The organism is Candidatus Pelagibacter sp. Uisw_137, assembly GCF_047720245.1.
In the GTDB taxonomy this organism is placed as follows: domain Bacteria; phylum Pseudomonadota; class Alphaproteobacteria; order Pelagibacterales; family Pelagibacteraceae; genus Pelagibacter.
The window spans coordinates 1,351,873-1,373,908 of record NZ_CP159811.1 but is presented as its reverse complement, the minus strand read 5'-3'; the positions used below and the strand labels follow the sequence as shown (position 1 = coordinate 1,373,908).

21 protein-coding genes are annotated in these 22,036 nt (G+C 29.2%); 14 read left to right on the top strand and 7 right to left on the bottom strand.

All coding sequences use genetic code 11. From position 1 onward, the window contains the following. On the bottom strand, positions 1–1,527 hold the full coding sequence (gene murJ / locus ABXT61_RS07350) for a murein biosynthesis integral membrane protein MurJ (protein ID WP_415315270.1): 1,527 nt from the start codon (positions 1,525–1,527) through the stop codon (positions 1–3). Positions 1,528–1,577: 50 nt separating this feature from the next. Here murJ and ABXT61_RS07345 point away from each other — a divergent pair, with 50 nt between their 5' ends. Next, positions 1,578–3,866: an NADP-dependent malic enzyme gene (locus tag ABXT61_RS07345; protein WP_415315269.1), complete on the top strand. Its 2,289-nt coding sequence runs from the start codon at positions 1,578–1,580 to the stop codon at positions 3,864–3,866. On the opposite strand, the gene ABXT61_RS07340 is transcribed toward ABXT61_RS07345, so the two are convergent. Both ABXT61_RS07340 and rsmI read right to left on the bottom strand, forming a co-directional pair. Beyond that, positions 3,863–4,456, bottom strand: coding sequence for a BON domain-containing protein (locus ABXT61_RS07340; RefSeq protein ID WP_415315268.1), 594 nt, complete (start codon positions 4,454–4,456; stop codon positions 3,863–3,865). The genes ABXT61_RS07345 and ABXT61_RS07340 overlap by 4 nt on opposite strands. Beyond that, on the bottom strand, positions 4,446–5,309 hold the full coding sequence (gene rsmI, locus ABXT61_RS07335) for a 16S rRNA (cytidine(1402)-2'-O)-methyltransferase (protein ID WP_415315267.1): 864 nt from the start codon (positions 5,307–5,309) through the stop codon (positions 4,446–4,448). Before rsmI ends, ABXT61_RS07340 begins: the two co-directional genes overlap by 11 nt. A gap of 32 nt (positions 5,310–5,341) precedes the next feature. On the opposite strand from rsmI, the gene ABXT61_RS07330 reads away from it, so the two are divergent. Further along, positions 5,342–6,493 (top strand): ABC transporter substrate-binding protein, encoded by a 1,152-nt coding sequence (locus ABXT61_RS07330; protein WP_415315266.1) that lies wholly within the window; start codon positions 5,342–5,344, stop codon positions 6,491–6,493. Here ABXT61_RS07330 and rdgB read toward each other — a convergent pair. Next, complete coding sequence (gene rdgB / locus ABXT61_RS07325) at positions 6,477–7,079, bottom strand: RdgB/HAM1 family non-canonical purine NTP pyrophosphatase (protein WP_415315265.1); 603 nt, start codon at positions 7,077–7,079, stop codon at positions 6,477–6,479. The two genes, ABXT61_RS07330 and rdgB, sit on opposite strands and share 17 nt — an antisense overlap. A 36-nt stretch (positions 7,080–7,115) precedes the next feature. Here rdgB and ABXT61_RS07320 point away from each other — a divergent pair, with 36 nt between their 5' ends. From ABXT61_RS07320 to ABXT61_RS07295, 6 genes are all read left to right on the top strand, one after another. Continuing rightward, complete coding sequence (locus ABXT61_RS07320; RefSeq protein WP_415315264.1) at positions 7,116–7,751, top strand: nucleotide exchange factor GrpE; 636 nt, start codon at positions 7,116–7,118, stop codon at positions 7,749–7,751. Positions 7,752–7,813: 62 nt separating this feature from the next. Next, complete coding sequence (gene dnaK / locus ABXT61_RS07315; protein WP_415315263.1) at positions 7,814–9,757, top strand: molecular chaperone DnaK; 1,944 nt, start codon at positions 7,814–7,816, stop codon at positions 9,755–9,757. 31 nt (positions 9,758–9,788) lie between these two features. Further along, entirely contained in the window at positions 9,789–10,910 is a 1,122-nt protein-coding gene (gene dnaJ / locus ABXT61_RS07310; RefSeq protein WP_415315262.1) for a molecular chaperone DnaJ, read from the top strand. A gap of 36 nt (positions 10,911–10,946) precedes the next feature. Next, positions 10,947–11,723, top strand: coding sequence for a 4-hydroxy-tetrahydrodipicolinate reductase (gene dapB / locus ABXT61_RS07305; protein ID WP_415315261.1), 777 nt, complete (start codon positions 10,947–10,949; stop codon positions 11,721–11,723). Further along, the gene (gene nth / locus ABXT61_RS07300) at positions 11,723–12,376 is read left to right on the top strand and encodes an endonuclease III (RefSeq protein WP_415315260.1); all 654 of its coding nucleotides are present in this window, start codon (positions 11,723–11,725) and stop codon (positions 12,374–12,376) included. Before dapB ends, nth begins: the two co-directional genes overlap by 1 nt. Before the next feature lies 1 nt (position 12,377). Continuing rightward, a complete protein-coding gene (locus ABXT61_RS07295) occupies positions 12,378–13,307 on the top strand; it encodes an adenosine kinase (RefSeq protein ID WP_415315259.1) in 930 nt (309 codons plus the stop codon). Positions 13,308–13,313: 6 nt separating this feature from the next. On the opposite strand, the gene ABXT61_RS07290 is transcribed toward ABXT61_RS07295, so the two are convergent. Beyond that, positions 13,314–13,895, bottom strand: coding sequence for a helix-turn-helix domain-containing protein (locus tag ABXT61_RS07290; RefSeq protein ID WP_415315258.1), 582 nt, complete (start codon positions 13,893–13,895; stop codon positions 13,314–13,316). 19 nt (positions 13,896–13,914) lie between these two features. Between ABXT61_RS07290 and ABXT61_RS07285 the strand changes: the two genes are divergently transcribed. Beyond that, complete coding sequence (locus ABXT61_RS07285) at positions 13,915–14,403, top strand: L,D-transpeptidase family protein (protein ID WP_415315257.1); 489 nt, start codon at positions 13,915–13,917, stop codon at positions 14,401–14,403. Here the strand turns inward: ABXT61_RS07285 and ABXT61_RS07280 are convergent. Further along, complete coding sequence (locus ABXT61_RS07280) at positions 14,400–15,062, bottom strand: YggS family pyridoxal phosphate-dependent enzyme (protein WP_415315256.1); 663 nt, start codon at positions 15,060–15,062, stop codon at positions 14,400–14,402. The two genes, ABXT61_RS07285 and ABXT61_RS07280, sit on opposite strands and share 4 nt — an antisense overlap. On the opposite strand from ABXT61_RS07280, the gene ABXT61_RS07275 reads away from it, so the two are divergent. Together ABXT61_RS07275 and ABXT61_RS07270 are read left to right on the top strand one after the other, a co-directional pair. Further along, positions 15,057–15,605, top strand: coding sequence for a thiamine phosphate synthase (locus ABXT61_RS07275; RefSeq protein WP_415315255.1), 549 nt, complete (start codon positions 15,057–15,059; stop codon positions 15,603–15,605). The genes ABXT61_RS07280 and ABXT61_RS07275 overlap by 6 nt on opposite strands. Positions 15,606–15,613: 8 nt before the next feature. After that, a complete protein-coding gene (locus ABXT61_RS07270) occupies positions 15,614–17,164 on the top strand; it encodes a sulfotransferase (protein ID WP_415315254.1) in 1,551 nt (516 codons plus the stop codon). 58 nt (positions 17,165–17,222) lie between these two features. On the opposite strand, the gene ABXT61_RS07265 is transcribed toward ABXT61_RS07270, so the two are convergent. Continuing rightward, entirely contained in the window at positions 17,223–18,206 is a 984-nt protein-coding gene (locus ABXT61_RS07265) for a porin (RefSeq protein WP_415315253.1), read from the bottom strand. Between the two features lie 197 nt (positions 18,207–18,403). Between ABXT61_RS07265 and ABXT61_RS07260 the strand changes: the two genes are divergently transcribed. Genes ABXT61_RS07260 through ABXT61_RS07250 form a run of 3 tightly spaced genes read left to right on the top strand, consistent with a single transcriptional unit; the run spans position 18,404 to position 22,033 of the window. Beyond that, complete coding sequence (locus ABXT61_RS07260; RefSeq protein WP_415315252.1) at positions 18,404–18,979, top strand: DUF3576 domain-containing protein; 576 nt, start codon at positions 18,404–18,406, stop codon at positions 18,977–18,979. A 46-nt stretch (positions 18,980–19,025) separates the two neighbouring features. Then, positions 19,026–21,581 carry a leucine--tRNA ligase gene (gene leuS, locus ABXT61_RS07255; RefSeq protein ID WP_415315251.1) on the top strand — a complete coding sequence of 852 codons (2,556 nt, stop codon included), beginning with the start codon at positions 19,026–19,028 and terminating at the stop codon, positions 21,579–21,581. Next, positions 21,581–22,033: a hypothetical protein gene (locus ABXT61_RS07250; protein WP_415315250.1), complete on the top strand. Its 453-nt coding sequence runs from the start codon at positions 21,581–21,583 to the stop codon at positions 22,031–22,033. Before leuS ends, ABXT61_RS07250 begins: the two co-directional genes overlap by 1 nt. The last annotated feature ends 3 nt before the right edge of the window (positions 22,034–22,036 follow it).

Below are 22,036 nucleotides of genomic sequence, written 5' to 3'. Positions count from 1 at the left end.
CTAGTAGTTTAAATTAATATCACTTTTTTTAAAAGCCTTGATTAAAATTGCAATTAAAAGGTAAAATATTAGCCCCGATACAACTGCGCCAATTAGATAAATAGCTTTAAAGCTTGCCTCATAAAGTAAATCATCATTAAAAAAATGAATTACATATCTAAAGAATATCCCCATCAATACTGAGGCTAATAAAATTTTAACAAACCTATTTAAAAATACTAAATTAAAGCTAAATAAATCTTTTACTTTTAAAAAAATAAACAATGAAATGGCATTAAACCAAGACGATATAGTGGTTGCTATAGGTATAATTATAAACCCAACTTCCTCGAAAAAAATCACACTAATAAACACATTTAATAAAACAGAAGTTAAGGAAATATAAAAAGGTACCTTTGTATTATGTCGTGCGAAAAAAAAAGCTGAAAAAACTTTAATAAGAGAAAATGCTGGTAATCCAATCGCAAAATAGCATAAAGCTTTTGCTGAGTTTATAACACTTAATTCATTGAAAGAACCATATCCAAATAAAGAAGATATAATTTCTTCAGAAGCAATAAGTAATGCTAGTGCTGCTGGAATACTTAAAAATAAACTTAACTCTAGAGCTTTATTTTGAATCAGATTTATTTTATCTTTTTTATTACCCTGAACATGCTTAGAAAGTTGAGGAAGTATTACTGTTCCTATTGCAACTCCTGCAATAGCAAGATTTATTTGATAAATTCTATCTGCATAATAAAGATAAGATACTGCGCTAGCTTGGAAAGATGCAATGATTGTTCCTACTAAAATATTAATCTGAGTAACACCTGAAGAAAAAATACTGGGAAGTAATTTTTTAAAAAAAAGTTTAACTTTATTATCAATTTTAAATGACAAATTAATTTTAGGAGAAAAGTGTTTTTTTACAAAAAAATATAAGAAGATAAGCTGTAAGAGGCCTGAGATAGTTACCGCATAAGACAGATAATATACCAATTCATCATTTAAAATTTTTCCAAAGAGCAATACTCCAATTAAAAGAATATTCAAAATTATAGGTGCAGCTGAAGCTACAGCAAATTTATTATGTGAATTTAAAATAGCAGAAAAAAAAGATGCCAAACTAATAAACATTAAAAAGGGGAAGGTAATTCTCGTCAAAGTTATGACTAATTCCATTTTTTTATAATCACCTTCAAAACCTGGTGCTATCAAAAAGACAAATATTGGCATCATTATCTCAATAATAAGGACTAAAAAAAACAATCCTACTATCAATAAAGTAAAAATATTATTAGCAAATTTTTGTGACTTTTTTTTATTATCTAACACTGACGAATAACTGGGCACAAACGCTGCATTAAATGTTCCTTCTGAAAATAACCTTCTAAATGTATTTGGTATCCTAAATGCCACAAAGAAAGCGTCTGCTAATGGGCCTGCACCAAGAAACACGGCTATCAATATATCTCTTACATAACCCAATAATCTACTTATTATGGTAAAAAAACTAAATGTGCCTGTTGACTTAATTAAGTTCATAAATCATATTAGTCTTAAATTCGCTCCATTTGTATATCTAATTAACATAAATGAAAAAAACTAAAATAGACCATTACACCGATAAGGAAGCTTTAGATTTCCACAGTAAGAATAAACCTGGAAAAATTGAGATCAATTCTTCTAAGCCAATGACTACAAAAAGAGATTTGGCACTAGCCTATTCTCCAGGTGTTGCTGTTCCGGTTCAAGCTATAGCTGATAATCCCGAAACTGCATACGATTACACATCCAAAGGAAATTTAGTTGCAGTGATAAGTAATGGCTCAGCTATCTTAGGAATGGGTAATTTGGGAGCATTAGCATCCAAACCTGTAATGGAGGGAAAAGCAGTTTTATTTAAAAGATTTGCTGACATAGATTCTATCGACTTAGAAATTGATTCAAAAGATTCTGATGAAATTATTAATAGTATTAAAAACTTTGCATGCAGTTTTGGTGGTATTAATTTAGAAGATATCGCAGCTCCTGATTGTTTTATAATTGAAGAAAAATTAAAAGAAATTTTAGATATTCCAGTTTTCCATGACGATCAACATGGAACAGCAATAATAACTACAGCTGCATTAATTAATGCTCTAGATATTAGTGGCAAATCAATAAAAGATATTAAAGTTGTTGTAAATGGCGCTGGTGCATCTGCAATCGCATGTACAAATTTATTTAAAAATAGTGGTGTACCTAGTGAAAATGTAATCATGCTCGATCGTAAAGGAGTGATTTATATGGGTAGAACTGAAGGAATGGACCAGTGGAAATCTGCCCATGCAGTAGAAACTAAAAAAAGAACTTTAGAAGAGGCTGTAGATGGAGCTGATGTATTTTTAGGACTGTCTGCAAAAGGAGCTTTGAAAAAAGAGTTAGTAAAAACTATGGCCAAGAACCCAATAATTTTTGCCTGTGCAAATCCTGATCCTGAAATAACACCTGAAGAAATAATGGAAGTTAGAGATGATGCCATTATTGCAACAGGGAGATCTGATTATCCAAATCAAGTAAATAATTTAATTGGCTTTCCTTATATTTTTAGAGGAGCATTAGACGTAAGAGCTACAACTATTAATGAAGAAATGAAAGTTGCTGCTGCAAACTCAATTGCAAAATTAGCAAGAGAAGATGTTCCAGATGAAGTTGTTGCTGCAATGGGGGGGGATCGTCCTAAATATGGAAAAGATTATATAATTCCATCTACATTTGATCCAAGACTAATTAGTGTAATTCCTGCAGCTGTTGCAAAAGCTGCCATGGATAGTGGTGTTGCAAAAAAACCTATAAAAGATTTTGAAGCTTATAAAGATCAACTTAAACAAAGACTTGATCCTTCAGTAACCATTATGCAAGGTATTAATTCTTATATCAAAAAAAATCAAAAGAGAATTATTTTTGCTGATGGAGAAGATGAAAACACTCTTAAAGCAGCAATTGCATTTAAAAATTCTAAATTAGGTACACCAATTTTAATTGGTAAAAAAACTAAAATTAAAGAAAGAATAAAAGAAATTGGCTACAATGAAAACTTTGATATCGAAATAGTTAATTCTGAAGACACGAAAAAAAGAGAGAAGTATGTAAACTTTTTATTTGAAAAAATGCAAAGAGAGAAAGGTCTTTTGGAAAGAGATTGTGATAGGTTAGTTAGAAATGATAGGGTTATATGGGCATCTTGTATGGTTGCTTGTGGTGATGCTGATGGTGCTGTCACTGGAAATACTAGAAGATTTGGAGCTTCTTTTGATAAGGTTACCCAAGTTATAGATGCTAGACCAGGTGAAATCATGTTTGGATTAAACATGGTTGTTGCAAAAGGAAAAACTATTTTTGTTGGAGACACGAGTGTAAATGAATATCCAAGCTCAGAAGAGCTTGCTGAAATTGCAATTTCATCTGCAAGAGTAGTTAAGATGTTTGGTTTTGTTCCAAAAGTTGCTTTTGTTTCTCACTCTACTTTTGGTCAGCCTCTAACCAGTAGAACTAAACATATAAAAAAAGCTGTTGAAATTTTAAAAGATAAAAATGTAGATTTTGATTTTGATGGCGACATGCAGCCAGATGTTGCCTTAAATGAGGAGTACAAAGAGCTATACCCTTTCTCAAATATTGTGGGAAATGCAAATATATTAATAATGCCAGGCCAACACAGTGCAGCCATTTCTTATAAAATGATGAAAAGCTTAGGTAACACAAAAGTTATTGGTCCTCTTTTAATTGGATTGGGTCAACCCATTGAAATAGCTCCTTTAAGATCATCTACTTCAGAAATTATAAATTTAGCATCAATTGCTGCCTACTCTGCTGATGTAATTGATTATAAGAAAAATTAATTTTTTTGAATTCTTAAATCTTCAACCAAGATGATACTTGCAATAACATCCTCTACATCAAGTATTTCTTTTGCTTCATCTATTACTTCTTTTCTTTCTTCTGTGGTTAAAGAAATCCCATAAATAAATATCTTTTTCTTATAAGTATCAATTTGATAATTTGTTGCTTTAATTTTTTTGTTAAATATTAAGGCTGCACGAAGTTGAGATGTAATTAACAAATCTTTAGCTGATTGCTGGAAGTTAAAATCTTCTTTTATCTTAATATCATTTCTGACTGACCTAGCACCTTTTGTCTCCCATGCAAGTTTAGTAATATGAAGTTTTTCCTCAGGATCGTCTACCTTTCCTGTTACAAAAATTTTTCCATCTAAAACTTTTGTGCTTACAGTTAATATATAGCTCTTATCTTTTAGGGCTAATCTTGCAGCCAGATTTTTTTGCATTACAGAGTCGTCTATTTGTGTACCTAAAGACCTTGGATCAAACGCAACACTAACTCCTGTTCCAAAGACCCCCTTTGAACTAATCCCAACACAACCTGTTAAGATTAAAAAAATCAAAGTTATTAAAAATATTTTATTGTTCATTTTTTAATTTTAGACAATAATTATAAATCTCTTTTTTTGACACATTGGTGTTTTGACTAATTAAATCAGTAATATCTTTTATACTTAATTTTTTAATTAATTTTTGAATATTATCTTTATCAGATTCTTTTAACGTTATCGATGAGTTTTTTTCTTTTACTTTTTCAGAAATAATTATCGTTAACTCACCTTTAGGGTCAGATTTAAATGGTTCAAGCACATCCACATCTGCCCTGATATACTCTTCATAAAACTTGGTCATTTCTCTACAAACTAAAATTTTCCTATTTGAAAAGTAATGTTTTAGATTTTTTATTGATCTATTAAATTTTCGTGGAGAAATAAAAAAAACAATACAGCTCTCTAAATTTGCAAGTCTTTCGAAGTCTTCCTTTAATTTGCTATTTTTTTCAGGAAAAAAACCATAAAAAAAATATTTTTCACTAAATCCACTTATGGAGACAGCAGAAGAAACTGCTGACGCGCCTGGAATTGGAAAAATATCTATTTTATTAATAACACATTCGTTAACCAATATAGCTCCTGGATCTGAAATCGATGGTGTCCCAGCATCAGATATCAAAGAAACAATTGATTCCGATTTTAAAATATCAATAACTTTTAATAAATTTTTTTTTTCATTAAATTTATGGTTTGCAATAAGTTTTGATTTAATTTCATACCGCTCTAATAAATTTTTAGAAATACGTGTGTCCTCACATAGTATATAATCCGATCTTTTTAATACCTCTAGTGCTCTTAAAGTAATATCACTTAAGTTTCCAATAGGAGTAGATACAATATAAAGCCCACTTTTAATTTTATTATTTATGTTTTCAGTATGTAGAATCATTAAATTATAATAGTTATAATAATAACATTAAAATGAATAAAATTATTAAAATTATACTATTTTTAGTTTTTACTTTTTCGATTGTTCCAGAATCACTTTTGGCAAATAATAAAATTAAAATTGGCCTCCTTGTCCCTTTAACTGGAAAGAACGCTGAAATAGGACAATCTATAATTAAATCTGCACGTCTTGCAATTAACACTATAAGCAATGCATCAATTGAAATCATACCGAAGGATACGCAATCAGACCCTAATATCACTTTAAGAGCAGCCAGAGAGTTAGCTAATTCAGAAATAAAAATTATAATTGGTCCCGTTTTTAACGAAAGTCTAATTTACCTAGATGAGTTAAATGAACTGACTTTTTTATCTCTGACAAATAAAAATGACAATTTTTCGAAGAATGTTATTAACGCTGGAATTAATGCAACTTCCCAATTAAATGCAATTAAAAAATTTATAGATTTAAATGAAATAAAAAAAACAATCTTTCTTACCCCAGATGTAAGTTTTAGAAATGAAATTGAAAAAGCTATTTCTAATTCTAAAATAAAAATATTAGAAAATTATATTTACAATACTGATCCCACTAAACTTACACAACAAATTGAAAAAATTACACGCTATGATGTTAGAAAACAGAACCTTGAAGATGAAATAAATAGACTGGAGAAATCAGAACAAAAAAATAAAGAACGTTTAATTGAAAGATTAAAAAAGAAAGATACTCTTGGTAGTGTAAATTTTGACTCAGTGGTAATTTCTGATTTTGATGAAAGTTTAAAAAGTGTAACAACCTCACTACTTTATACGGATATATCTCCTAAAGAAAAATATTTTATTACACTCAATCAATGGTTTGATGAATCTCTGTTAAAAGAGACTAGCTCACAACCATTGTATTTTCCTTCTATAAATAAAGATAATTATGATGAGTTTTCAAATGAATATTTTGAAAAATACAATCAATACCCCAATCAATTGTCATTTTTAAGTTATGACTTAGTTGGACTCGTTTATTATTTAACCCTTCAAAACAACTCTGTTATTAATGAAAAAATGTTTATGAAAAAAAACTTATTTAAAGGAAAAGTTGGAATTTTTGAAATTAAAAATAACAAAATTAATCATATTTTAAATTTTTATAAAGTTGAGGATGGACAATTTAAAAAAATTTTTTAATTTTTTTAAAAGCTTTAAATCTATGATCTATTTTATATTTCTGTGATGCTCTCATTTCACCAAATGTAATTTTTTTTCCAAGTGGTATAAAAATAGGATCATAACCAAACCCATTTTTACCTTTTATAATTGGTGAAATACAACCCTCAACTTTACCAATAGAATTTATTATTTGTTTGTTCCTATCATAAATAGTTAAAGCACAAACAAATCTGGCCTTAATTTTTTTTTGTCTCCAATTTTTGTCTTTTTTATCTAGTTCTTTAAAAACTCTATTCATTGCCTTTTTAAAGTCACCCTTTTTACCTCCCCATCTAGCTGAATAAATTCCAGGGTTTCCATCTAGAATATCTATTTCTAAACCTGAGTCATCAGACAGACATATCATTTTTGACTTTTTAGAAAAAAATTTAGCCTTGATTAGGGAGTTTTCTTTAAATGTTTTACCATTTTCTGTTGGACTTTTGATTTTAAAGTCATATGGACAGTATATTGCAAGGTTTTTGGGTAATAAATCCTTAATTTCTTTCAATTTTCCATTATTATTTGTGCCTACCAATAATTTTATAATTTTATTCTTTAACATCTAGCAATTATTAAATTCCATACCATATAAGTCACAATGGAAAAAGATCAAAACATTAATTCTGAAAGTCAAAACGAAGAAATTAAAGAGACTGAAACAGAGGAGCAAATTCAATTAGAGCAAGAAGATTCAACAGAAAAAAATCAAGAAGTAAAAGAAATTTCCCTTGAAGAAAAAATTAAGGAGTTAGAAGATAAAGTTATAAGAACTCTTGCTGAAATGGAAAATCAAAGAAGAAGGTTTGGGAAAGAAAAAGAGGATGCATTTGATTATGGTGGGTTTTCTTTTGCAAAAGAAGCTTTGAATTTAATTGATAATCTTGAGAGGTCAAAACAGATTTTAGAAAGTGATGAAGTATTAAAAGATACCGAAGCTTTAAAAAAGACTTTAGAACATTTTGAAATTATAAGTAAAGACATGGCCTCAATTTTTTCAAAGAATGGAATTATACCTATAGTTTCTGTTGGTAAAAAGTTGGATCCAAATCAACACCAGGCTATGATGGAAATTGATGATGACCAAAACGAACCTGGAACAATTATTCAAGAAATTCAAAAAGGTTTTATGATGAAAGATAGACTTTTGAGACCAGCATTAGTCGCAGTTTCAAAAAAAACTAAAATTCAGGATAATACAAAAAACGAGGAAAATGAAGAGAATTTGGACAATTAATAATGATTGCCATAACTTGTAGATTAAAAATTAACACTTATATGAGGAGTAGGAATTAAATTATGAGCAAAATTATAGGAATAGATTTAGGAACAACAAATTCATGTGTGTCTATCATGGAAGGTAGTCAGCCAAAAGTTTTAGAAAATACCGAAGGTGCAAGAACTACTCCTTCAGTTGTAGCTTTTACTGAAGATGGAGAAAAACTTGTAGGTCAGCCTGCAAAAAGACAAGCCGTGACCAATCCTGAAAATACTATTTTTGCTGTAAAGAGATTAATTGGAAGAAGTTTTGAAGACCCTACTGTAAAAAAAGATATTGCAGCTGCACCTTTTAAAATTGTTAATTCAGAAAAAGGAGACGCTTGGATTGAAGCTAGAGGGGAAAAATATTCACCTTCTCAAATCTCTGCTTTTATTCTTCAAAAAATGAAAGAAACTGCTGAAAAATATTTAGGTCAAGAAGTAACTAAAGCTGTAATTACAGTTCCTGCATATTTTAATGATGCTCAAAGACAAGCAACAAAAGATGCTGGTAAAATTGCTGGTCTTGAAGTTTTAAGAATTATTAACGAACCAACTGCAGCTTCTCTTGCTTACGGTTTGGACAAAAAACAAAACAAAAAAATAGCCGTTTATGACTTGGGTGGTGGAACTTTTGATGTCTCCATTCTTGAGTTAGGTGATGGTGTGTTTGAGGTTAAATCTACAAATGGTGATACATTTTTAGGAGGTGAAGACTTTGATAATACAATCGTTGATTATTTGATTGGTGAGTTTAAAAAAGACTCTGGAATTGATTTAAGATCAGATAAATTAGCCCTTCAAAGATTAAAAGAAGCTGCTGAAAAAGCAAAAATTGAATTATCTTCTGCAGAACAAACAGATGTTAATTTACCTTTTATAACAGCTGATAAAACTGGTCCAAAACATATCAATCTAAAAATGACAAGAGCTAAATTAGAAGCTTTGGTTGAAGATTTAATATCAAGAACGTTGCCACCATGTAAAACTGCCCTTAAAGATGCAGGACTTACTGCAAGTGAAATTGATGAAATTGTAATGGTGGGTGGAATGACAAGAATGCCTAGGGTTCTAGCTGAAGTTAAAAACTTTTTTGGTAAAGAGCCAAATAAAAGTGTAAACCCTGATGAAGTTGTTGCAATGGGTGCTGCAATTCAAGCTGGGGTTCTTCAAGGAGATGTTAAGGATGTGCTTCTTTTAGATGTAACACCTCTATCTCTTGGAATTGAAACGTTAGGTGGAGTATCAACAAAATTAATTGAAAAAAATACAACAATACCAACGAAAAAAAGCCAAGTATTTTCTACAGCTGATGATAATCAGCCCGCTGTATCAATAAGAGTGCTTCAGGGTGAAAGAGAAATGGCATCTGACAATAAAATGTTAGGAAATTTTGAACTAGTTGGAATTGCACCTGCTGCAAGAGGAGTGCCTCAAATAGAAGTAACTTTCGATATTGATGCAAATGGAATTGTGAGTGTTTCTGCTAAAGACAAAGGAACTGGAAAAGAACAAAAAATTCAAATCCAAGCATCAGGTGGTTTAAGTGATGAAGAAATCGAAAAAATGGTAAAAGATGCTGAAGCAAACAAAGAAGAGGATAAGAAGAAAAGAGAGTCTGTTGATGTTAGAAATCAAGCAGATACCCTTTTACACTCTACTGAAAAAAATCTAAAAGAACATGGTGCCAAAGTTTCTGATGCTGATAAAAAAGCAATAGAAGATGCATCAACTGATTTGAAAGAAGCTATTAAAGGAACTGATACTGAAGAAATTAAAAAGAAAACTGAAGTTTTAGTTCAAGCTTCTATGAAGTTAGGTGAAGCAATTTACAAATCTCAAGAGAAAAAAGAAGGCTCACCAAAAGAAGGTGATAAAAATGATGAAGGAAAAAAAGACGATAATGTAGTTGACGCTGACTTTGAAGAAGTTAAAGAAGAAAGCACAGAAGGCACAAAAGAAGATAAAGAAAAAAGCGCCTAAGACTTACAGCAACTATCATCTTAAGTAACTTATGGCTAAAAGAGATTTTTATGACGTCTTGGGTGTAAGTAAAAGTGCAAGCCCTGAAGAACTAAAGTCTGCCTATAGAAAGTTAGCTGTAAAACATCACCCAGACAAAAACCCAGGCGACAAAGCCTCAGAAGATAAATTTAAAGAAGCTGGTGAAGCTTACGGCATCCTTTCAGATAAAGAAAAAAAACAAAATTATGATAACTTTGGCCATGCCGCCTTTGAGGGTGGAGGTGGTGGAAGACAAGGTGGCGGTTTTGGTGGAGCCGATTTCTCAGATATTTTTGAAGATTTTTTTGGAGATTTTGGGGGTGGGCAATCAAGAGGGAGGCGAAAGACCAACGATAGAGGTTCTGATCTACGTTATGATTTATCAATTACTCTCGAAGAAGCCTATGAAGGTAAAAAACAAGATATAAAATTTTCAACTACAGAAAAATGTAATACTTGCAAGGGTAATGGCTCTAAACCTGGTCATTCTCCAGACAGATGTACAGTTTGTGGTGGAAATGGTAAAGTAAGGTCTAACCAAGGTTTCTTTACTGTTCAACAAACTTGTCCTCAATGTGCTGGCTCTGGTGAAGAAATTACAAACCCATGCAATGATTGTAATGGCCAGGGCAATAAACAAGCTTCAAAAAAAATATCCGTAACAATACCAAAGGGTGTGGATGATGGAACACGAATAAGATTAGCTGGCAAAGGAGAGGCTGGAACTAAAGGTGGGGCAAGTGGTGACTTATATTTATTTGTAAATGTTCACTCTCATGATTTATTTAAAAGATCTGATGAAAATCTATTTTTTGAATTTCCAATATCTTTTGCAGATGCAGCCTTAGGTACTACTATCGAAATACCAACAATTGATGGTGGAAAGGCCAAAATTAAAATACCTGACGGAACTCAAAATGGTAAACAATTTAGATTAAAAGGTAAAGGTATGCCTTATATGAGAGGAAGTGGAAATGGAGATCTTTATGTACAGGTAAATACTGAAGTTCCTATTTCTTTAAATAAAGAACAAAAAAAATTACTTGAAAAATTTAGAGAAATTGAAAACGATAAGTCTAATCCAAGTATCAAACAGTTCTTCCAAAAAGCAAAAAGTTTTTGGAAAAACTAAAGACTAATTAAATAAAAAAGGTTAATATTTTCTTAGATGAAAAAAATTAATTTAGCAATATCGGGTTGTCTAGGTAGAATGGGTCAACAGCTAATTAAATCTGTAAGAGCAAACAAAGATTTTAATTTAGTAACACTAACTGAAAATAAAATCCTTAATAAAAAAATAGCAGGAATAAAACTTAATCTTAACACGAATGAAGCTTTTAAAAATACAGATGTTATAATAGATTTTACAATACCTAATTGTACACTCGAGATCCTTAAAATTGCATCCAAATTAAAAAAAAGATTAGTAATTGGCACAACTGGTTTTAGTCAAAAAGAAGAGCGTTTAATTAAAAAGTTTTCAAAAAAAATCCCCATATTAAAAGCTGGTAATATGAGTTTGGGAGTTAACTTGCTAATGTATTTAACAGAAGTTGCTTCTAAGTCCTTAAATGATGAATACTTGAGTAAGGTATTTGAAGTGCATCATAAGCATAAAAAAGATTACCCATCAGGAACTGCTTTGATGCTTGGGAAAGGCATTGCCAATGGAAGAAAAAAAGATTTTTATAATTTAATGGGTAAGAAATTCTTGAATAAAAAAACTTTTCCTTATGGCAAAAAAATTAATTTTAACTCAATTAGAAAAGGTGAAATTATTGGAGAACATGAAGTTACATTTTCAAGTGGAAAGGAATTAATTAGGTTAAATCATGAGGCCTTCGACAGAGCGTTATATTCAGATGGTGCTTTAACTGCCGCAAAATGGCTTATCAACAAAAAACCTGGGCTTTATTCAATGAGGGACTTACTGAACTTTAAATAATGAAAGAAAAAGAAAAAGCTAAAAAAATACTAAAAATTTTAAATAAGATTTATCCAACAACCCCCATCCCTCTAGATCATACTAGTAACTTCACTCTCTTAATGTCAGTTCTTTTATCAGCTCAATGCACTGATCTAAATGTTAACAATGTAACTAAAAATATATATCCAAAATACAATAGACCTGAACATTTTATAAAATTGGGTAGAAAAAGAATTGAAAAGTTAATAAAAAGCATTGGTCTCTTTCGGGTTAAAGCAAAAAGCATTTATTTAATGTCTAAGCAGCTCATAGAAAAGCATGGAAGCGAAGTACCCAAAAGCTTTGACGAACTTGAAAAACTACCTGGTGTAGGCCATAAAACAGCAAGTGTGGTCATGTCTCAGGGTTTTGGAATTCCAGCTTTTGCCGTTGATACCCATATACATAGATTGGCTCAAAGATGGGGCTTAACAAATGGTAAAAATGTTATTCAAACAGAAAAAGATTTAAAAAGAATATTTCCAGAAAAAACATGGAGCAAATTACATTTACAAATAATTTATTACGGAAGAGAATTTTGCAAAGCTAGAGAATGTTATGGTTTGACTTGTAAAATTTGTACGACTTGTTATCCTAATAGAAAAAATCCAGTTAAAATAAAAAAAGCTTAATATGAAAATACTAGGAATCGGAAATGCAATAGTCGATGTTATATGTAAAGTTGATGATCAATATCTAGTAAATAATCAATTAACAAAAAGCACAATGAAATTAGTTGATGAAAGTGAGTTTAAAAAACTTTTATCAACTCTTAAAATTGAAGAAACAGTTTCTGGTGGATCTGTTGCAAATTCTATTGTTGGTCTGTCTCAATTGGGAAATGATGTTGGGTTTATAGGTAAAATTAATGCTGATGAATTGGGACAAAAATATGAAGAAGGTCTGACTAAAGAAAAAATTCAATATTTTTATAGTAAAAAAGAGGAAGTTTCACCAACTGGAACTTGTTTAATCTTGATCACACCTGATGCAGAAAGAACTATGGTTACGTTTTTAGGCATTGCAGGAAAAATTAACCAAAACGATATTAATGAAAAAGCTGTGCAAGAAAGTGAAATGATATTTTTAGAAGGATATTTGTGGGATGAGGGAGAACCAAAGTCTGCCTTTGATAAAGCAATGTCACTCTCTAATACTAAAGCAATGTCCTTATCAGATCAATTTTGTGTGGAGAGACATAAAAGTGACTTTTTAAATTTAGTTAAAAATAAACTTGATATTATTTTTGCTAATGAACAAGAAATTAGAGCATTAATTGATGCTAAAAGCTTTGAAGATGTTATTGAATTTGGAAAACAACTAGGAAAGCTTTTAATCATCACTCGTGGTGAAAAAGGAAGCATTGCCATCAAAAATAAAGAAATTGTAGAGTGTCAAAGTAAACCTGATTTAAAGATTGTAGACTTAACAGGTGCAGGAGACCTCTTTGCAGCTGGTTTTCTTCATGGGCTAATTAATGATGTTTCAACAAAAGAATGTCTCGAAAAAGGAACTGAGATGTCTTCAAAGATAATCCAAAAAGTTGGTGCTAGACTAGATTAAGCTATTTTAGCTAATAAAATAGCCATTTTTATGGCTTAATATAAATTTTTCATCTTCAAATAAATCACTTATTTTTTTTCGTAATCTATATATGTGAGTTTCTACAGTATGGGTTTCCATGTCTGCTGAGTAACCCCATATATTTTTTTGTAAATCTGTAACATTGTGTTTAATTTTTGTATTGTTTAAATATAAAATAACTTCAATTTCTTTTTCTGTTAACTTTAAATTTATGCTACCTTTAGAAAAAAATTTAGAATTTAAATTTAATTCATAGCCTTTAATAACAACATTAGACTGTTGGTTAAATTTTAATTTGATTAATTTAATACTAATTAGTTCTAATAATTTTTTTAAAGATAAAGGCAAACCATTTAAGTCTAAAAAATTTTTATGAGTTAGATTATCATTTAGTAATAATTTATGATCAGTTTTTGAAATTATCAAGCAATCCATTCTATCTAGATCAAGTTTCTTTTTAAAATTTTCTTCATTCTCAAATTTTATAATTTTAAAAGATAAATTTTCTTTTATCTCGTCTAAAATTTCATATAGTGAATTAAAATTTATAATCGAAACATTTTGCATAATTATATTTAACACATCTATGATAATTCATGTACCAAATAAAAACACTCTTATAATTGATGATTTTAAATTAAGATGCTGTATTGGAAAAGGGGGCATAAATTCCAACAAAAAAGAGGGTGATTATTCAACTCCTGAAGGGTTATTTAAATTAAGAAAATTATATTTTAGAAAAGATCGTGTTGGTATTCCAAAGTGTAAAATCTATAAAAAAGTTATTAAAAAAAATATGGCTTGGTGTGATGATCCAAGTCATAAAAAATATAATGAAGAAATTAAAACACACAATAAAAAACTTAAAGAAAATCTACACAGAAAAGATCATAAGTATGATTATATAATTTCAATTAGTCACAATGAAAGAAAAATTTCAGGCAAAGGAAGTGCTGTGTTTATTCATTTAACAAACAATTATAAACCAACAGCAGGATGTGTTGCTTTAATAAAAAAAGATTTTGAAATATTATTAAAATTAATTGATCAAAAAACTAAAATCAAAATAGGTTAAGTTCTACTACCGAATATTTTTGAACCTACTCTGACATATGTTGCGCTATTTTTAATTGCCTCCAAGTAGTCTCCTGACATACCCATACTTAATTCTTTAAAATTTAACTTTTGGTTTATGTTACTCATCTCAAAGAAAAATTTTTCTGTATTTCCATTGTTTGGGGGAATACACATTGTGCCAATAATATCTAAATTCAAGTTCTTACAAAATTTATAGAAATCATCCAGTCTTTCTTTGTTTATTCCAGATTTTTGATCTTCATTACCAATATTAACTTGAATAAATATCTTGGGTTTTTTTCCTTGTTTGATTTGTTCATCAGAAATTTTATTAGCTAATTTTTCACTATCCAATGAATGAATATAATCAAATATTTTTAAAGCATATTTAACTTTATTAGTTTGAAGTCTTCCAATTAAATGAAGTTTTATACTATTCTTTTTATTTTTTATATCACTCCATTTATCTATTGCTTCTTGTACTTTATTTTCACCAAAATCTAAATGTCCATGATTTATCAATGGTGATATACTTGCTATAGGATGTGTTTTACTTACAGCAATAATCTTTGGTGATTTGGTAGTGGTATCAAGATTGATAATATTTGATTGTATTTCTTTCTCAATCTGAATTAAATTATGAACACTTTTATGCATAGCAAGTTACCTAAATTATTTTTTTTTATTAATACATATGATAAAAATCATATCAGAAAATTACCAAAAAAAGTTGCAATAATTTTTAGAGATTATGAAACAGAATATGATGAGGGGTTAATTCTTAATATTAAAAGAACTTGTCTAAAACAAGGTAGAAAGTTTTTTTTATCCAATAATTTAAAATTAGCAATAAAACTCGATTTGGACGGTGCGTATTTACCATCATTTAATAAAAGTATGAATTTTAATAAAAGCAATTTCAAAAAAAAATTTATTATCGTTGGCTCTGCACATTCTGTACAAGAAATAAAAATAAAAGAACAACAAGGTGTAAAATTAATTTTTTTATCACCATTATTTAAGATTAATAAAAATAATAAATTTTTAAACCCTATAAAATTTAATCTACTAGCAGCTAAAACAAATATAAAAGTAATTGCCTTAGGAGGTATTAATCAATTAAATTTTAAAAAACTAAATTTGGTAAAAAGCTATGGTTTTGCAGGAATTTCTTATTTTATTAACCAAAATAATATATAAAATTAATAATGAGTAATATTGAAAATGAAATTAAAATTTTACTAAATTTATTTGATAGTGCCAAATTTGATATCTTAATTAGTAAAGCAAAAAAACTCATTAAAAAAGCTCCGGAATATTTAATTTTGTACAATATTCTAGGATCTGCTTATCAAAATATTGGTGATTTAAAATTAGCGAAAGAGATCTTCATTAAGGGTTATAAGATGGAACCTAATAATATTGCCATCATGAATAATTTAGCAAATGTACATAAAAATATTGGAGAAATTGAATTATCAGAAAGTTTATTTAAAAAAATAATTGAAAAGAAACCTGATTACATTAATGCCTATGTTAATTATGGTAATCTTAAGCGAGATAATAACGATTTTGAATTTGCTATAGATCTATACAGCAAAGCTTTAAAAATAAATTCACAAATTCCAGCTGTTCTATATTCTTTAGCTCTTGCATATCAGGGTTTGGGTAAATTTGACCTTGCAATTGACTATGCCAAAAAAACTCTTGAGATTAAACCAAAATTTACTCAAGCAGATATGTTAATTTCTCAATCAAAAAAATATCAAGCTGGAGATTTACATTATGAGGGAATGAATTCTAAAAAAGATAATCTAATATTAAATGATGAACAAAAAACTAATTTATTTTTTGCGCTTGCAAAAGCAGAGGAGGATATGGGTTTAATTGAAAAATCGTTCAATAATTTAGATATTGCTAACTCAACACGAAGAAAATCATTAAACTTTAATATTAACAATGAAACTGCTTTTTTTAATCAATTAACAAATATTTTTACAAAAATTGATTTATCTCAAAAATTTATAAACAATATTGAAAAAAGAAAAATAATATTTATTCTTGGGATGCCAAGATCAGGTACTTCTTTAGTAGAACAAATAATAACTTCACACTCGAGTGTTTTTGGGGCGGGTGAACTCCCTCAACTTTCTAGAATAGTTAAGACCAAACTTATGATTAATGACAATTTATCTGAAGAAAATATTTTTAATTTAGTTAAAAATGAAGATTTTACTAACCAATTAAGAACGGATTATTATAATTATTTAAAAAGATTTAATTCATCTAAGCCTTTTATAACTGATAAAGCTCCTTTAAATTTTAGATGGATTGGTTTTATCAAAATACTTTTTCCTAATTCTAAAATTATTCATTGTTTAAGAAATCCTAAAGATAATTGCCTATCTATTTTTAAAAATTTCTTTGAGGGTGGATTAGATTTTGGCTATAATCAAAAAGAGCTCGGCACTTATTATAATCTTTATCTAGATCTCATGAATTTTTGGGAAGAACAATTTCCAAACACTATTTATAACGCACAATACGAAAAAATCATCGAAGATCCTGAAAATGAAATTAAAAATATGATAAAATTTTGTGATCTAGATTGGGAAGAGGATTGCTTGAAATTTTATAATAATAAAACACCAATTAAGACATTAAGTACTGCTCAAGCAAGAAAGCCAATATATAAAAGCTCAAAAAATTCTTTTGAAAAGTTTGCGCCTTATCTAAGAGATTTAAATAAATTAATTTAAATTTTGATAAAAAAAAAGCCCCAATAAATTGGGGCTTTTCTATAATTTTTAAACTGTATTAGAAAGCAAAAGAAACAGCAATTTCTGTCATTGAGTCATTTGCGGCAGATACACCACCCATGTTACTTCCCTCATTCATGTTTCCAGCAATTTTCATAGATCCCATAGTGTAAGCTACAGCAATACCATCACCTTTTTCTGTAACATCTCCAGCACCTTGACCTCTGAATACAACATCTCTTTCACCGTAAGATATTGAAAGATTTTCGTTTACGTTAAACGCTAATCCCCATGCTTTAGTTTCTTCGTCATCAGTAGCAGATACATTGTTATGCTCGTACGACATTTGGTAACCAAAAGTTACTGGTCCAACTGAATAGTTAGCAAAAGCAGTTGTATGCGCGTTATCACCACCAGTAGCAAATGCTCCATTTTCTGCTTCACCGTAACCAGCACCTATTGCTAGACCATCAACACCTAACATTGAACCATCAGCAGTTAAAGCAAAGTCCCAAGCACCTTGACCAACACCTGAACTTGCTCCATCACTATTACTAGTTCCTGAACCTTTTCTTGCGGCAGCGTTAAGTGTTACACCTTCGAAAGTATTTATGTAGTTAAATACACCTGAACTACCAGCTGCACCAACTCTACCTGAAGTAGTTACATCTAAACCATCCCAGATTTCTTCAGCAGCAGTCGGTGTTTTATCATCGATTGTAGCTAATCCAGATCCAGAACCTTGGTCAAAAGCGATTGTTCCCATATCACCCATATCAACAGATAATCTAGCTGATGACATACCAGCGAATTGATCTTGTGACGCTTGGTAGTAAGATACATTGTATCCGTTAACTTCACCTGAAGCAGTAAATGCTAGGTTAGTTTTCATACCAAATGGGTTACCAGTTACTTCAGTCCCATCTTCTGATGTATAAGTTAACATTGTAGCACCATTTACAGACATTTCTGCAGCTTGTGCTGAGATTGCAACAAGAGAACCAGCTAATGCTGTTAATCCTATTTTTTTTATATTGTTCATGTTTTTTCCTTTTGTTATTATTTTCATATATGAATAATGAATTACTACATGAAATTTCTTTAATTTTGTTTTTAATGATGCATCTTATGCTTATTTTATTATCTATTGTTGCATAAATGCAACATAATTATGTTAGATTTTTTAATTTTTACAGCAATTTAATATAAAACTGATATTAGGTAATAAAAATAATTATCATGACAAAATTTTTAAAATTTCAAAATTTAGCTTTAATTTGCCTTTTATTCACTATCTTAATTACTCTTAATTCTTGTGGAATTTACAAAAAAACTGATGCTAGAAAAATTCCAACAAATGCCAATGATAGAATAATAAAAAATATTAAGGAAGGTAGGGGCTTTAAAATTGGAAATGTGGGAAACCGTCGTGGTTCTGGTGATTTTCAATTTGCTTCATCAAATCCTCTATGGCGGGCTTCATTAGAAAAATTAAATTTTGCCCCTTTAAACAATGTTGATTACGCTGGTGGAATAATTGTAACTGATTGGTTTAGTAACGAAAATTCAAACGAAGAAATTAAAATTACCATTAGATTTTTAACTAACGAAATAAGATCTGATGCTATAAATGTTATTATTCATAAAAAAGTTTGTAGCGCCCAAAATAATTGTAAAATTACTAAAATTGATAATAATTTAAACAGTGAAATAAAATTTGAAATCTTAAAAAAAGCAGCACAAATTAAGAATGAAGATGTTGCAACAATTAAAAAAGAAACAGGGGATTATAAAATACCTGGGAAAAATTTTTAAGTAATTTAAATTGATTTATTATTTAATAAATTAAATCATTTTATATATGGATCCTGAAAGATATAATTTTAAAGTTGTAGAAGAAAAATGGCAAAATTATTGGCTTGAAAACAAAACATTCAAAGCAGAAATAATTGAGGATAAAAAAAAGTTTTATTGCTTGGAAATGTTTCCCTATCCTTCTGGGAAAATTCATATGGGTCATGTAAGAAATTATACTATTGGTGATGTTCTAGCACGATATAAATCTCTTCAGGGTTATAATGTCCTTCATCCAATGGGCTGGGATTCTTTTGGTATGCCTGCTGAAAATGCAGCACGTCAAAACAATTTAGATCCAAAAAATTGGACTGAAAAAAATATTTTTACAATGAAGGCTCAACTTAAAAAACTAGGTCTTTCAATTGATTGGAATAGAGAAATATCTACTTGCTCTCCAGATTATTATAAGCATCAGCAACGATTTTTTTTGGAACTCTACGACAAGGGGCTAGTTTATAGAAAAGAAAATTATGTTAATTGGGATCCAGTTGATGAAACAGTTCTTGCAAATGAACAAGTAATTGATGGAAAAGGTTGGAGATCGGGGGCACCTGTTGAAAGAAAAAAGCTCAGTCAATGGTTTTTTAATATATCTAAATTTTCAGAAGATCTACTACAAGGTCTTGATCAACTTAATGAGTGGCCAAATAAAGTCAAGGTTATGCAAAAAAATTGGATTGGTAAATCTTTTGGTTGTGAAATAGATTTTAAAGTTGAGGGCAATCCAGAGGTTAAAAGTATTAGCTGCTTTACAACTAGACCGGACACTTTATTTGGTTTTTCATTTTTAGCTGTATCAGTTGATCACCCAATATCAAAACTATATGAAAATAACGAAGAGTTTATTAATTTTAAAGCCGCCTGTTCAAAAACAGGCACGACAGAAGAATCTATCGCTCAAGCTGACAAAATTGGATTTAAAACTAATTTAACTGCAATAAACCCATTAGATGAATCTAAACAAGTACCTGTTTATTTTGCAAACTTTGTTTTAATGGATTATGGCTTTGGAGCAGTATTTGGCTGCCCGGCGCATGACCAGAGAGATTTAGATTTTGCATTAAAGTATAATTTAGATGTCATTTCTGTAGTTAAACCTAATGATAAAGGAAATGATTTTAAAGTTTCAAAAGAAGCTTATACGGGGCCAGGAGTTATATTTAATTCTAAATTTTTAGATGGCTTAAAAGTTCCTGAACAATCAATTATAGAAACAATTAAAATACTGGAAGAAAGAAAAATAGGTAAAAAAAAAATAAATTTTAGATTAAAAGATTGGGGAGTTTCTAGACAACGATATTGGGGGTGTCCTATTCCAATTGCTTATAAAAAAAATAATGAAATTATTAAAGTGCCTTTGGAAAAACTTCCAATTAAATTACCTGAAAACATAAATCTAAATACCAATGGTAATCCATTAGATCATCAAGAAAATTGGAGAAAAATTATTATTGATGATGAGGAGTGCATGTTAGAGACAGATACGCTTGATACGTTTGTAGATTCTTCCTGGTATTTTTTAAGATTTTGTTCACCTAAAAATGAAGATTTAGGTTTTGATATAGATGAAGTTAATTATTGGATGCCCGTTGATCAGTATATAGGTGGCGTAGAACATGCTATATTGCATCTTTTATATTCAAGATTTTTTACCAGAGCACTAGATTATAAAATTGATAAAATTAAAATTAAAGAACCCTTCAAAGGTTTATTTACCCAAGGAATGGTTTGTCATGAAACATATAAAGATCAAAATAATAAATGGTTAAGCCCAGATGAAGTTTTTTCTGAAAACGGAAAAGAATTTTTTAGTAAAAAAAATATATCGGAAAAAATAAAAGTGGGTCCACCAGAATCAATGTCTAAATCAAAAAAAAATACTATTGATCCAGAGCAAATGATTAAAGATTATGGAGCAGATGCAGTTAGATTATTTATCCTATCTGACAGTCCACCAGAAAAAGATGTACAATGGTCCGATCAAGGAATGATTGCGTCATACAAATTCATACAAAAATTTTGGATATTGCATAAAAAAATAGTTCTTAGTTCTCAGCAGCAACAAAAAAGAGATCGAGATTTTAATGAATCTTTAGAGGAGTTTACCAATCAAACAATAAATAAAATTAACGTTAGCTTAAATAAGTTTAGCTATAATGTTATCATCGCAAATTTACATGAAATCTACACTTTTTTTAATAAAATATTAGAGGGGAAGTCGTTTAATGAAAACTTAATATCTAACTATATAAAAATTCTAACTATAATGATTCCTATTACACCACATCTTGCAAGCGAATGTTTGGAAGAAATTACCACTAATAAAGATTACTTATGGCCTGAAATTAAAGATAAATATCTTCAAAGTAATCAGTGCAAGATAGTTATACAAATTAATGGAAAAAAAAGAGGTTTAATTTTAATGGAAAAAAATATTAAAGAGTCAGATTTAATTGAAGAAGTTAAAAAAACAAAAGAACTACAAAGATTTATAGAAGAAAAAATTATTATTAAAACTATCTTTATAAAGGATAAATTAATAAACTTAATTTTAAAATAATGTTAAAAAAAATTACTTTATTATTCTTGCTTTGTTTTTTTTGGAGTTGCGGTTATGAGCCTCTTTATCTGAAAAAAAATGATTTAAAACAGCAAATAAATGACATCACTCTTAATGGAGATAAAAAAATAAATAAAATGATTATGTCTTCTTTGGGAATCGAAGAAGACAAAAACTCAACGTCTGGATACGCTTTAATATTAAAAAGCTCAAAAAAGATAGATGTTATTTCAAAGGACAAAACTGGAAATCCCTCAATCTATAGATCTTCTATTAAAGTAAATTTATCTCTTACCGTTAATGATACAATCATTAAACAAAAAGAATTTAATTCAAGTTTTACTTATAATAATACTCAAAGTAAATTTGATCTTACTCAATACCAAAAAAGTATTGAATTAAATTTGATTAATGAAATATCAGAAAAGATTTTTATTTACTTAAGAACATAGAGG